Here is a 13,546-nt window from a genome sequence, read left to right as displayed (position 1 = left end):
AATAAATTTAACCTTTGCCCAGTTCCGGCCGCAGGCGATGGATATGATAAATCTTATCAATTTCCATCATTCCGTTCTGGATATAGGCAAATTCCATTAAAGCTTCATCAATGCCCCATTCGTCCGGCGGACGGCTGAAAATGCCGGCGATTCTAAGCTGGGTGGGCCTCATGTGAGAGGCGGCGATAATCGACTGCTCATTGCCTTCGCTTCCCGCATGCGCCAAACCACGCAGAGAACCCATAATAAAGATGTCACCGGTTGACAATATCGTTCCTCCGGGATTGACGTCGCCGAGCCACATCAAATTACCGTCATGAGAGACAGTCTGCCCTGAGCGCACAATTCCCGTCATCACTTTAATGCCGCTTGGAACTATATCGGAAGGAAGGGCCGTTGGCACTGAAGTTTCGAACGACTGAATAATCAGATTGCCGCGCTTGCCAATAATTTCTTTAATCTGCTCTTGCTCCGCCTCATTAATGACACGTTTGCCCAATTTGACATAGACTCGAATTAGCGGTCCGGTTAAGATTTTCTGATGAGTTTTCTCGAGCTTATGCTGCAACTCCTTCAGCAAATCCGTTAAGCGGCAGGTATCGTCCAGAACGAAAACCAGCCCGTCCTTAACCCCTTTTATCGTAACATGGTGTTTGGCTGCAGTCATGTTCCTTCGTAACCTCCTGCCCTAACAATTCCATTCGTCCAGCCGCTTTTCCTCCCCCGGCATGAAAATTACTCCTTCTCCCGCTTTTGAATTTTACGGATATGATCCAGCATTTTTCTCATGGGTACATAAATCATCAATGCAAAAAGCAAATTGACCAAAATAGTCGGGAGCATGATATTCATAAACGCCCACTGAGGATCCATATGCCGGATTTGTGTCACCCGGTATATTCCGTAAATCATCCATTCGAAAAGCAGGTTGCCGGAAACGACCAGAAATAAGCTCGTCATAATATTGGCTTGCGAACGGAAGGGGATGTATCCGCTTAAATAGCCGATGACCCCCATAGTCATACAATAAGTCCCAATCATCGGGCCGTAATAGACAATGTCGTGGAGCAGGCCGAACCCCAGCCCGTAAGCGAGCCCCAACCTTTTATTAAGATAGATGCCTATGAACATAATGGCTACCAAGGTCAAATGCGGAGTGACGACTACTTGCAGCTGCCAGGAGGGCGGGATAATCCATTTGGCTACCGTGCCCTCAAGCAGAAATAACAGCAACAACAGAAGCGTTAATTTATTGCGTCCCATCAATTCACCTCGGGATCTTGAACTTCCACGACCATCAGCTCGCTCAGATGGCGAAAAGTCGCGGACGGCTTGATTTTGGCTACATAGTTGATGCCGAAATCACCGTCTTCCTTGGAGATGACGGTGCCAATCTCAATTCCTTTCGGAAAAACAAGCCCCATTCCTGAAGTAATGATGGTATCGCCTTCGACAAGATCGTCGTTGGTATCAATATTGGTCATAACGAGCATCTGGGATTCGTGGTCGTAGTTTTGAATAATGCCAAATGATTTTTCTTTCCCTTTGACCGTTGCAGAAATTGCCTTGGAAAGGTTGTTCGTCGCGTCGAGTTCAGTCAGCAGCTGCACGCTGGAGGTAAATTCAGACACTTTGTCGATCCGTCCCACCAGCCCATGGACGGAAACAACGGCCATATCCTTACGGATCCCGTCTCTCTCCCCTAAATCGATGTTGACGACGCCGCTATATGGGTCAGCGCTCATAGCGTAGACTTGGGCCACATGATATTTGTAGTTGTCCAAGCCTTTCTGCCTATTGGTAAACTCCAGCAACTCTTTCAAATTTTTGTTGTCCGCCTCCAGCTTATTCAGCCTCATCGTGTCTTTGGCGTAGTGAGAAAATGTTGCTCTGAGCACTTTGTTTTCGTCGTACAAATTTTTTAAATCGCGGATATCCTGAAAGAAACCCGCTATCGCTTGAGCGGGTCTGTAGAATAGCCCTTGGGTCCAGGAGACCGTGTCTTTTACGAACTTTTCGGGCCAGCTCATTCCAGGTCTCAGCATCGTCAAACCCATCAAAATAACGAAGATGATCAAGGAAACCAAAAGGACAACAATTTTTTTGTTTCCCATAAATTTGAACAAACAGATCCACCTTCTAATCTATCGTCATTTTACCGTCTAACTCGACCTCCGGCTGTAGATTTGGCTTTGAACAAATGAATGTTGTCCAGCGCTCTTCCTGTTCCAATAGCGACGCAATCCAGAGGGTTCTCGGCGACCATAACCGGCATCCCGGTTTCTCTGGCCAGCAGCTTGTCCAAATTGCGGAGCAATCCACCGCCTCCGGTCAGCACGATGCCGCGATCCATAATGTCTGCCGCCAGCTCCGGAGGACATTTCTCCAACGTAACCTTGACCGCATCGACGATGCTGGTCACCGGATCCGACAACGCCTCGGCAATTTCCTCCGAAGTAACCGTCATCGTTTTGGGCAATCCGCTCACCAGGTCGCGTCCCCGTATTTCGATCGTTTCGTTTTTTTCCATTGCAATGGCAGAGCCGATTTCAATCTTCATCGTTTCGGCCGTCCGCTCCCCGATCATTAAATTGTACATTTTCTTAATATACTGGGTGATGGCATCATCCAGATCATCGCCGGCAATTCTTATCGAGCGACTGGTAACGATGCCCCCGAGAGAAATAACTGCGACTTCGGTTGTACCGCCCCCGATATCGACAACCATGCTTCCAGTGGGCTCCCATACTGGCAGGTCTGCCCCGATCGCCGCCGCAAACGGCTCCTCGATCGTAAAGGCCTCACGCGCTCCGGCTTGCTTCGTCGCATCCTCTACCGCTCTTTTCTCCACGGCGGTGATGCCCGAAGGCACACATACCATTACACTCGGATGGCGCTGAAAAAGAGGGCGCTGCTTTAACGCCTGGCGGATAAAATATTTGATCATCGTAGCCGTCGTTTCAAAATCGGCAATGACACCGTCCTTCATGGGACGTACGGCGCGAATATTGCCAGGAGTCCGGCCAATCATTTTTTTGGCATCCTCCCCGACCGCTTCTATCGTTTTTGTATCGGTACGCAGGGCAACAACGGACGGTTCCCTGACGACAATTCCTTTTCCTTTGACATAGACGAGGGTATTAGCCGTTCCCAGGTCAATCCCCAGGTCTTTTGAAAATCCACCAAACATAAATAGAAGCTCCCTTCCTGCAATTCAACTGCATTTAATCATTATATTACATATACCCTTTTTCCTTCAAACTGATATAACTGCGATCTCCGATAATAATATGATCCAGCACATCAATTCCGATAATTTGCCCCGCTTCAACCAGCCTTTGGGTTATCTCAATATCTTCGGGACTAGGAGTCGGATCGCCGCTGGGGTGATTGTGTACGCAAATAATAGATGCGCTGCTTCTTCGAATCGCTGCCAGAAAAACCTCCCGGGGGTGAACGATAGAGGCGTTAAGACTGCCTATGGACAAGGTTTCCTTGGCCTGGACATGATTCTTAGTGTTTAGAAACAGGCAAACGAAGTGTTCCTTCTGTAAATATCTCAAATCTTCGGAGAGCAAAGAGTGGACATCCTGCGGAGATCGAATCGTTACAGCTTCCTGATGGAATGAGGTCGCCAGCCTGCGACCAAGCTCAATTCCTGCCTTGAGCTGGAGCGCCTTGGCCATGCCGATTCCTCGGGTCTCCATCATCTGATCGACGCTCATCTCAACCAAGCCACGCAAAGACCCCGCCTCGCGCAAAATGCGCTGTGCGAGTTGAACCGCTGATTCCTGATAGGTTCCCGTACGTAACAAAATAGCCAGCAATTCCGCATTGCTCAGAGCATGAGCCCCATACCGCTGCATTCGTTCTCTAGGTCTGTCCTCATGGGGAATCTCGCTCAATGTCATTGTTTGAGATTCCATTCTCTCCCCACTTCCTTGTTAGAAATTAAGGCATTAAAGCTTTGTCAGAAATAAACTTTACGTAGAGAAGACTCCGGCTTCCAAGTCTCTTGCTTGTATTTCCATTATGTATCCCAAAGTATGTGCAGTGAAATACAAAGGAGAAACCCGCTCCGCAGTTTATCGCTCCTTCTGGACTAACAATCTTTAACGCCGATTAATTAACCTATTACAAAACGTCGATATCAAAGGATTGAAGCATATCAGAAAGCAGATTTAACGAAAGTCCTACCACGTTAAAATAATCGCCCTCGATCGACTCCACCATCGTAGCCCCAATGCCTTGAATGGCGTAGGAGCCGGCTTTGTCCATCGGTTCTCCCGTTGCAATATAATGGTCAATTTGGCTTTCAGTGAGCGGCTTGATGACGACTTTCGTCATCCGATGGGCAATCAACGACTTGCCCGTCCCCGTCTCGATGCAAGCAATGCCCGTATACACTTGGTGCGTGCTGCCCTGCAGCATCTGAAGCATTCTTCGAGCGTCATTCCGGTCTTCCGGCTTGCCGAGCACCCTTCCGTTATAAACAACGATTGTATCCGAACCGACCACGATTTGACGTGGAGGGCCAGCGGGCAAACGTTCATAGACAGCCCGGGCTTTTCTTTCGGACAACGTTTCTACAATCTGTCCGGGAGTTAATCCATCCTCGATCGTTTCGTCGGCTTCGCTAGCCATCACCTCATAAGGAAGACCGAGATTACGGATCAATTCCCGCCTGCGCGGTGAGGTGGAAGCAAGAATAAGACGGCCTGAAGGTGTTGAACTCACGACGAAACCTCCTCGAAAATAGACTGGCTATGGAGCATCGACTATTCCAGTTGCCTGTTCAATGGGCCAGCCAGGAATTCCTATTGGAGCGCGGGATCACACCAAAACCTCCCTACACCAAACACAATCTCTTTAAATAGATTGTTCAGAAAGTTCCCTTTTGATCACAAATGATATCAGGCAGCCGCTCACGCGAAAGTTACGGAGACTCATCAAAACCTAAGCCGTGATAGTCCTCGAAAGTGCGGATTTATCACATCCTGATAAAGATTTTAGACGACAAATACAAGAGGCACACTTGAATAGATGTTCTTCACGAAAGCTTACAGCTAACGCTGGTCCCGTTCCAAACCTCTCTCCGCACTTTTTACCGGTTATTAAAGCTTCCGATAAATCCAAATAGCCAGAACAATCCCTAATATGCTTACCAAATTTAGTTTGATCTGAAAATACAAATCATATTTAATAATTTGTAAATCCGCTTTGGGCTGCCAAACAATATCGGCCGATTTTGTCAGAAAAGAAAGGGCTTGTACCGGTGCGAGTAGTTGAGTAATGATAGCCCCGGCTATCAGGCCGATCAGTAAAAACAAAATCAAAGTTAGCGTATTTTTCTTCATTAGCTGTTGTCCCTCGCGATAAATTTACAAACTCTATTCATATTATACGGGTTAACGAATGTCAATACAATGAATGTCGAAAAGATTCGTATTTTCACATCCGGTTTGTCGAAAAAAGGAAAAAAGAGGGCGTTAGGCGAAAAAAAGTAAGATACCTGATCTCTTCGCGCTCCAGTCACTGCAAAGGTTTCAAGCCGATTTTCGCTCTGGGAAAGTGGAGTGATAAATTCTTATCAATTAAAAAAATCATTCCGATGCGGCACAATTTCCCCAACAGGGTGCTAAGCATCGGAATGAAAGCTTCCTTCATATCGATTGAGAATAATCCGCATCGGGACGTGCTTCCACAAATTGATTAAACGCTACTTTACTGCAATTTTCTCCAACAATTCCTTCTCCGCGAGAACAAAATTCATCAGGCTTGTCTGGGCCTCCCACAGCATCGAGCCGGCAGGATTCTTTTTATACTCATCAATGGATTGGATGGCCGTATTCATAGCCTGATCCAGCTTCTGCAGAATCGGCTTCGCCTCTTCCGGGGCTTCCCTGGATACATTGGAGGCTGCCGTGCTCCACACTTCATGTCTCTCCTTCAAGGACTGCATGCTTTTCTCATCCATCGGTGTCGGAGTGGCTTCCTCCAGATGAACAGCCGTCATTCCGCTAATAATTTGGACCAACTGATCCGATTGCGTCAAATAATTTTCCAGTATCTCCGTACTGCCTGGCCAGTTCACTTTAGTCAGTGCCGGCAGAGAATAATTTTTGACATAAATCTCTATTTGCCGGCTTTGCAGTTCCTTGCTCAAATTAAGCGCATCATTGCGATCGGCCGCAATACCAGCATATACATAATGCCTGTCGGACTGTTCGATAGCTCCGGCCAGCCCCTGGCGGCGCAATTCTTCCTGAGCCGTCTGCGCTCCTTCTGCAGTGCTGAATATTCCATTCTGGAGTATTGACAAAGTTTTGGCCGCAATATGAATGTCGACCCCGCTGACTGCGCTCTGGGAGACTGCTTCTGTCATCCCGTTCTGCGTGTTCCCGGATGCCCCTATGGTTCCAGCATCCTCTCCGCCTTCAGTCCCGCTGACCGAAGCTGCGGAATCCGGTGAGATCTGGCCCCCCGTTCCGATTTCCTGTGGACTCACCTTGCCGCCCAACATCGACAAAACGAAAAATCCTAGCAGCACCCCGGTAGCTACAGCTGCGGCTACGGCGCTAACAATTTTGAGCCAGGGCGGTTTAGAATAGCGGACATATCTCGTCGTCGTTATAACCGGCTGCTCTTCATAGGGCGGGGAATACGAACCCCTCAAGCTTTCTTCCCTCTCTCGCCTCGGCTCCTCCTCTATAATCGGGGACGGAGGATTGCCCTTCGGCTCGTTATCCCAATCCGGCTGCCTGCGTTCCGTCGTTTCCCGGATCAGTCGTTCTATTCTTTCCGTTTCTTCATCAAAGGGACTCTTCCACGTCCCGAAATCACTTGTATATTGGTTAAGACGATCCGGAGTTTCCTCCACCACCTGAAACTCCTCCTGATGAAGAGGAATCACCGCATGCCGCCCCCGCTTCCTTGTGCGTTCCCGGTCTCCATCCGGCTGATTGTCCAGTCGATATGTGATCCTCGCTTTGTTCATTGCTTTCTCCCCTTGTCCTTCTTGGTACTACTAGACTATGACCTGTCCCTGCAAAATATGAAAGAAGAGTAGCCCGGTTCACAGAAAAATCGGGCCGCAAAAAGGAAAACCCCCTTCTCATAGAAAAGGGGGTTTTCATCAAACCACTATAGAAATCTGCTATTATTAGGCAAAATGCCATATACAACCAGTCATCAGGTCTTTTACGGCTGAGACTACTGGACCTTTTGCTGTCTCGTTCCCCATTCATTAACCAGGCCGGCAGCGACCTTCCATATGTCGCCGGCCCCCATCGTCAGAACGAGATCGCCAGGTCTGACCTGATCCAGCAAAAAGCTCTGCACTTCTTCTTTTGTCGGAATGTAAGTCACATTCGGATTGCTGTTCTTGCGGATAAGCTCCACCAGCCTCGAAGAAGACACCCCTTCGATCTGTGCCTCCCCAGCCGGACTGTAGATGTCTGTAATAATGACCTCATCGGCCTGCCCGAAAGCTTGACTAAACTGTTCCAACAAGAAAAAGGTACGGGTGTACCGCTGAGGCTGGAAAATAGCGATGATCCGTTTGCCCGTAGCCTTGGCAGCATAGATCGTCGCTTCGATTTCTGTGGGATGGTGAGCGTAATCATCAATGACCAGAACATCATCCATCTCACCCAGCACTTGGAAACGGCGCTTAGCTCCCCGGAATTCGGTGATGGCCTCCGCGACCTGATCGAAGCTCAAGCCGGCTTCCATACAGGTAATTAACGTAGCCAGAGCATTGTAGACGTTATGTTTGCCGGGAACGGACAGGTGAATTCGACCCAGCCATTCGCCGTGTCGCCGAACGTCGAACGACACCTTGCGGTCCCCCAGCTGTATATTAGATGCAATATAGTCGGCTTCCTCGCGCAAGCCGTAAGTAATGACTTCGCTCTGAATACTTGGCAGCAAATCCTGAAGGTTCTCGTCATCATAACAAACGATCGCCTTCCCTCCCTGACTCACTTGAGATAAAAATTGAGCATAAGCCTGCTTAAGCTTATTAAAATCACCCTCATAATTTTCCAGATGATCCGCTTCAATGTTGGTCACCACCGCCAGAAAGGGATGGTACTGCAGGAAGGAGCCGTCGCTTTCGTCCGCCTCCGCAACAACAAAATCTCCTTGCCCTGCCTTGGCATTGTTGCCGAGATTCATCACTTCTCCGCCAATGATGTAGGTCGGATCCTGTTCACATCGTTCCATAACCAGGGCGATCATGGAGGAGGTTGAAGTCTTGCCGTGTGCTCCGGCGACCGCCACCCCCTTCCGCTCGTTCATTAGCCGGGCGAGCATTTGCGCACGATGCAGAATGGGAATGTGAAGTTCCTCCGCTTTACGCATCTCCACATTATCTTTGGACAATGCGGTCGAATAAACGACCAAATCAGCCCCCTGGACATGATTGGCCTGATGACCGATATAAACCTGGGCTCCTCTTGCCTCCAGCTTCTCAATCAATTCCTGCGAAGCCAAGTCGGAACCCGAGACGTTGTATCCCATCTCCAGCATAACTTTGGCGATGGCGCTCATGCCATACCCGCCGATACCGATAAAATGAACGTGCTCTGGAATGTTCACGATGTGCTCACCAACCTTTTTCAGATTCGGACTCAAACAGAATCCATGAACGGACATCAGAAATTAAATAGAGGGTTCCGGAGACGACTGCCAAATCTTCGGGACCGGTTCTGCTCAGCAGCATTTCCAATGCTTTCTTCCAATCGGGCTCCACCGTAATTTCGATTTCCCGATTTTGCTCTTGCAGCACTTCACGAGCTTTAACCGCCAGAGCTTCGGCACTTTGCTTTTTGCGGAAATTCGGCTCGGTAAGGATAACGGTATCCGCCAAAGGCAGTATATGCCTAAAGTAGTCAGAATGCTCCTTCGTCGACAGCATGCCGATCATTAGATGCAGCTTGCGGTACTTATACACGGAAGCCAATGCTTCCGCCAGCGTCGCCGCTCCCTCTGGATTGTGGGCTCCATCCAAGAGCAGAGGCGGGTGGTCAGAGACCATTTCCAGCCGGCCCGGCCATACCGTCTCCGCTAAAGCGGCATATAGATCTTCTTTCTCCACGATCAGAGCATAATACTGGCGAAGAACCTCAATAACCATCAAAGCGACAGCCGCGTTCTTATACTGATGATATCCATTAAGAGAAATCGTTAAACCTGTCATCTCCCGAAAAGGCCCGCGAAAATCAAACTGCTGCCGATTAAGCTCAGACGATACCACCTGATACTCGAAATCACGTCCGAGCCAGTAATGCGTCGATTTTTTGTCTCTGCAAACTTGCTCGATAGCCTCCAATGCCTCCGGCTGCTCCACGGCGGAGACAAGAGGAACGCCGGCTTTAATTATGCCGGCTTTTTCCAAAGCAATCCGGTCCAGAGTATTTCCTAACACGTCCATATGATCATGGCCAACATTCGTAATGACCGACAATACAGGGTTTACAATATTGGTCGAGTCCAATCTTCCGCCCAGCCCGGTTTCCCATACGACATAATCGGGGTAAACCACGGTCGCAAAATAGAGAATAGCCAGAGCCGTCGTAAACTCGAACATCGTCGGGTGACCCAGCTCGGATGCGGCCATCTCTTCCGCCAGCGGTTTAAGCCGGTTGGCCAGCCGCAGTAAATCTTCCTCGCCTATATCCTCTTCGTTGTACCGAAGACGGTCCGTGAACTTCTCGATATAAGGGGAAGTAAATGTACCGACATCATATCCATTGCGACGCAACACTTTGGTCAGGAAGGCACAGGTAGAGCCTTTGCCGTTCGTTCCCGCTACATGGATAAATTTGAGCCTCCGCTCCGGATGGTCCAGCTTTTCCATGAACGTTTCCATCCGCTTCAATCCGGGGCGAATTCCGAAGGGCTGCAATCCGGTAATCCAGTCAACAGCCTCGGCATACGTTTGAAAACTTGAGCTTGTCAGTCCGCTTTTTCCATTCATTGCTCTCATCCTTTTAAGAGGAGGTTCAAAAAGTCTGCCTTTTGAACTCTCAAGTTAATATATGAAGTTAAGGCTATAATTTGACAGGTTCAGCTATCCATTAGGCGGGTCAAAATTAAGATTGCTTCAATTCAGCCAGCCGTGCCATCACTTTATCGCGCTTGTCGGAATAATCAGCGAGCTTCGCTCTTTCCTCTTCAATGACCTTGGCCGGCGCTTTAGCGATAAATCCTTCGTTGGCAAGCTTCTTTTCCACCCGGTTCACTTCCGCGTGCAGTGTCTGAAGCTCCTTCTCCAGTCTCGCTATTTCCTGCGACAGATCTATCAAGCCCGACAGCGGCAAATAAATTTCCGCTCCGGTGACAAGGGCCGTCATCGCCTTATCCGGAGTGGCAAGCTCGGTGTTGATCTCCAACAGCGACGTATTGCAGAACCGCCGCAAGTACTCTTCGTTGCGCTCCAGAATAGCTTTAGCGTCGGCATGAACCGGCTTAATCAGCAGCTCCACCTTCTTGCTCATCGGCACGTTAACCTCCGCGCGAATATTGCGCACGGACCGGATGATGCCCATCAACAGCTCCATTTCTTTAACGGCAGCGGGAGCTTCGAACGATTTCTGTTCTTGCGGCCATGCGGCCAGCGTAATCGTCTCCCCTTCGTGAGGAAGGTGCTGCCAGATTTCTTCGGTAATGAACGGCATGAACGGATGAAGCAGCCGCAGAGTCCCGTCCAGCACGTAGGTAAGCACCGATTGCGCGTTCTTCTTCTCCTCCGGCTTCTGCCCATGTAAGGACAGCTTGCTGAATTCAATATACCAATCGCACAGATCATCCCAGATGAAGTTATAGAGCAGCCGGCCCGTCTCTCCGAACTCGTACTGATCAATCAACCGGGTGACGTCGCGGACGGTTTCGTTGAACCGGTGCAGAATCCAGCGGTCAGCCGTGCCAAGCGATCCGCTCAAATCGATGTCTTCCGTACGGAAGCCTTCAAGGTTCATTAGCGCGAAGCGCGAGGCGTTCCATATTTTATTGGCAAAATTACGGGCCTGCTCGACCCGTTCCCAGCGAAATCGAAGATCCTGACCCGGTGTGCTGCTGGTCGAAATCATATAACGCATGGCATCGGCTCCATATTTGTCCACTACTTCCAGCGGGTCTACGCCGTTGCCGAGCGATTTGGACATTTTGCGTCCATCCGCATCACGAACCAGCCCATGCATAAGCACGTCCTTAAACGGAATTTCTTCCGTAAACTCCAGGGCGGTAAAAATCATTCTGGCCACCCAGAAGTAAATAATATCATAGCCCGTCACGAGCACATTGGTCGGATAAAACCGCTGCAGATCCGCAGTCTTCTCCGGCCAGCCCAGCGTGGAGAAAGGCCATAGCGCCGAGCTGAACCAGGTATCAAGCACATCCTCGTCCTGACGAAGCTCGGTTCCGCCGCACTTCCCGCACTGGCTGACCGCTTCGCGAGCGACATGAATCTCTCCGCAATTACCGCAATACCAGGCTGGAATCCGGTGTCCCCACCACAGCTGACGGGAAATACACCAGTCGCGGACATTTTCGATCCAATTCAAATAAATTTTTTCGAATCGGTCGGGAACAAAACGTACGCCTTGCCCTGATTTTTGCGTCTCAATCGCCTTGGCAGCCAGCGGCTTCATATTTACAAACCATTGAGTGGACAAGTACGGCTCCACTACGGCTCCGCTGCGTTCGCTATGTCCTACCTGATGAACGTGCTCTTCGATTTTGCTCAACACACCCGCAGCCTGTAAATCGGCCACGATCTGCTTGCGGCAAGCAAATCGGTCCATTCCCTCATACTTGCCGGCATTATCGTTCATCGTTCCGGATTCGTCCATGACGAGAATTTGCGGCAGATTATGCCGGTTGCCTACTTCAAAGTCATTCGGATCGTGGGCCGGAGTAATTTTCACCGCTCCGCTTCCAAATTCCTTCTCGACATATTCATCGGCTACGACCGGGATTTCGCGGCCGACAATGGGCAGGATCAGCATTTTGCCAATCATGTCTTTATACCGTTCGTCCTCGGGGTGAACCGCTACCGCCGTATCTCCCAGCATCGTCTCCGGACGGGTGGTTGCCACCGTAATCGAGCCGCTGCCGTCCTTCAACGGGTAGACCAGGTGATACAGGTTGCCCTGAACCTCCTTATATTCGACCTCGATATCCGACAGAGCCGTTCTGGCCGCAGGATCCCAGTTAATAATATACTTCCCGCGGTAAATTAGCCCCTTCTCATACAAGGAAACGAACACTTCCCGCACCGCATTGGAAAGACCCTCGTCCAGAGTAAATCGCTCGCGGGAGTAGTCCAGCGAGAAGCCCATTTTGGCCCATTGCTCGCGAATGGAATCGGCGTAAAGCTCCTTCCATTCCCATACCTTCTCCAGGAAGGCAACACGACCCAGATCGTACCGGGATTGCCCTTCCTCGCGCAGCTTCTGCTCTACCCTGGTCTGAGTAGCAATTCCCGCATGATCGGAGCCCGGCAGCCACAATGTGTCAAACCCTTGCATCCGCTTCGTGCGGATCACAATATCCTGGAGGGTAAAGTCCAGCGCGTGACCAATATGAAGCATTCCCGTGACGTTCGGAGGCGGGATAACGATCGTATATGGCTCAGCGTCCGGTCTTTGTCCCGCTTTGAAATATTCGCCCTTTAACCAGCTTTGGTACCATTTGTGTTCGGCCTCTTTCGGATCGTATGTGGTAGGCATCTCGATCGAAGGCTGATTCGTTTTCGTTTCATTCATTAACCTTAATACCTCCTGTCTATTCAACACCAAATACCCCACAAAGTGACGTTTGGCCTTCGAAGCGTATTCCTATTACTTTGCGGGGGGCCCCGGAATAAATCCCAATGTCAAAAAGCCTTTCGCCGCAAAGGACGAAAGGCTGTTCTTCCGTGGTACCACCTTAATTCCGCGCAATCCTGCACGCGGCACTTGAACAGATAACGGCTGTGTCCGGCAGAGCAGCGCTTCTGTCCAGACAACAGACTTATCGCTTCTCTACAAACTCCAGGGCGACATTCGGCCAGTTACATCCTGCAAAGCCTTCCAGCCTGGGGCTCCGCTCTCTGAAGGGTTCACTGCCTACTCCTCCCTATCTTCGCTTATGGGTTATATTTGGTTGTCCAATGGGAAGAAAATCCTCTCCCGCCCCCCGCTCAAGGGAGCTTACATATAGACTATGATAAACATATTCGCCGGGTGAGTCAATATTTTGATAAATTCCCCATGAATACAGCATATCCAGGTTTGTCCGTTTCATAAACTTAGTCATACAAGTTATCGTAAAAGGGGGGATCCGACGATGCAGCGATGGTGGTTCAAAATAAGAATTACGATTAGAGCCGTGCTTTTCCCACTCATATGCGTGCAATTTATCCGAACTTTATTGCTTCCCAATCCTCTGGACGTCTTTTTTTTATTCGCTTTCTTCCTACTATATCTCGGCTTTCTGTTCGATATGTACTGAATCCGATACTACCCTATGAGTCTGTCCGACAGTGCCACTCTAGAATATT

General features: G+C 49.7%; 11 protein-coding genes and 1 other annotated feature. All 11 genes read right to left on the bottom strand.

What is annotated here, in order from left to right; genetic code table 11:
- Nucleotides 1-7: 7 nt before the first annotated feature.
- Nucleotides 8-667: a septum site-determining protein MinC gene (locus KJS69_RS02935; protein ID WP_213581499.1), complete on the bottom strand. Its 660-nt coding sequence runs from the start codon at nt 665-667 to the stop codon at nt 8-10.
- Nucleotides 668-735: 68 nt separating this feature from the next.
- The gene (mreD, locus tag KJS69_RS02930) at nt 736-1,263 is read right to left on the bottom strand and encodes a rod shape-determining protein MreD (RefSeq protein WP_249730323.1); all 528 of its coding nucleotides are present in this window, start codon (nt 1,261-1,263) and stop codon (nt 736-738) included.
- Nucleotides 1,263-2,126, bottom strand: coding sequence for a rod shape-determining protein MreC (gene mreC, locus KJS69_RS02925; RefSeq protein ID WP_249730322.1), 864 nt, complete (start codon nt 2,124-2,126; stop codon nt 1,263-1,265). Before mreC ends, mreD begins: the two co-directional genes overlap by 1 nt.
- A 29-nt stretch (nt 2,127-2,155) precedes the next feature.
- Nucleotides 2,156-3,190, bottom strand: coding sequence for a rod shape-determining protein (locus KJS69_RS02920; RefSeq protein ID WP_213581497.1), 1,035 nt, complete (start codon nt 3,188-3,190; stop codon nt 2,156-2,158).
- A gap of 46 nt (nt 3,191-3,236) precedes the next feature.
- Complete coding sequence (gene radC / locus KJS69_RS02915) at nt 3,237-3,926, bottom strand: RadC family protein (protein ID WP_213581496.1); 690 nt, start codon at nt 3,924-3,926, stop codon at nt 3,237-3,239.
- 208 nt (nt 3,927-4,134) lie between these two features.
- Nucleotides 4,135-4,737, bottom strand: coding sequence for a Maf family protein (locus tag KJS69_RS02910; RefSeq protein WP_213581495.1), 603 nt, complete (start codon nt 4,735-4,737; stop codon nt 4,135-4,137).
- Nucleotides 4,738-5,114: 377 nt separating this feature from the next.
- Nucleotides 5,115-5,357, bottom strand: coding sequence for a DUF4321 domain-containing protein (locus tag KJS69_RS02905; protein WP_213581494.1), 243 nt, complete (start codon nt 5,355-5,357; stop codon nt 5,115-5,117).
- Nucleotides 5,358-5,719: 362 nt separating this feature from the next.
- Entirely contained in the window at nt 5,720-6,997 is a 1,278-nt protein-coding gene (locus tag KJS69_RS02900) for an SPOR domain-containing protein (protein ID WP_213581493.1), read from the bottom strand.
- Nucleotides 6,998-7,212: 215 nt separating this feature from the next.
- Complete coding sequence (gene murC / locus KJS69_RS02895; RefSeq protein ID WP_213581492.1) at nt 7,213-8,601, bottom strand: UDP-N-acetylmuramate--L-alanine ligase; 1,389 nt, start codon at nt 8,599-8,601, stop codon at nt 7,213-7,215.
- Nucleotides 8,602-8,608: 7 nt separating this feature from the next.
- Nucleotides 8,609-9,991 (bottom strand): bifunctional folylpolyglutamate synthase/dihydrofolate synthase, encoded by a 1,383-nt coding sequence (locus KJS69_RS02890; RefSeq protein ID WP_213581491.1) that lies wholly within the window; start codon nt 9,989-9,991, stop codon nt 8,609-8,611.
- 106 nt (nt 9,992-10,097) lie between these two features.
- The gene (locus tag KJS69_RS02885; RefSeq protein WP_213581490.1) at nt 10,098-12,770 is read right to left on the bottom strand and encodes a valine--tRNA ligase; all 2,673 of its coding nucleotides are present in this window, start codon (nt 12,768-12,770) and stop codon (nt 10,098-10,100) included.
- Nucleotides 12,771-12,897: 127 nt separating this feature from the next.
- Nucleotides 12,898-13,138 (bottom strand) — a binding site (T-box leader).
- Between the last annotated feature and the right edge of the window lie 408 nt (nt 13,139-13,546).

Source organism: Paenibacillus sp. J2TS4 (assembly GCF_018403245.1).
Lineage (GTDB): Bacteria > Bacillota > Bacilli > Paenibacillales > NBRC-103111 > Paenibacillus_L.
Note: the sequence above shows the minus strand (reverse complement) of the source record. Positions and strands in the feature narration are given on the sequence as shown.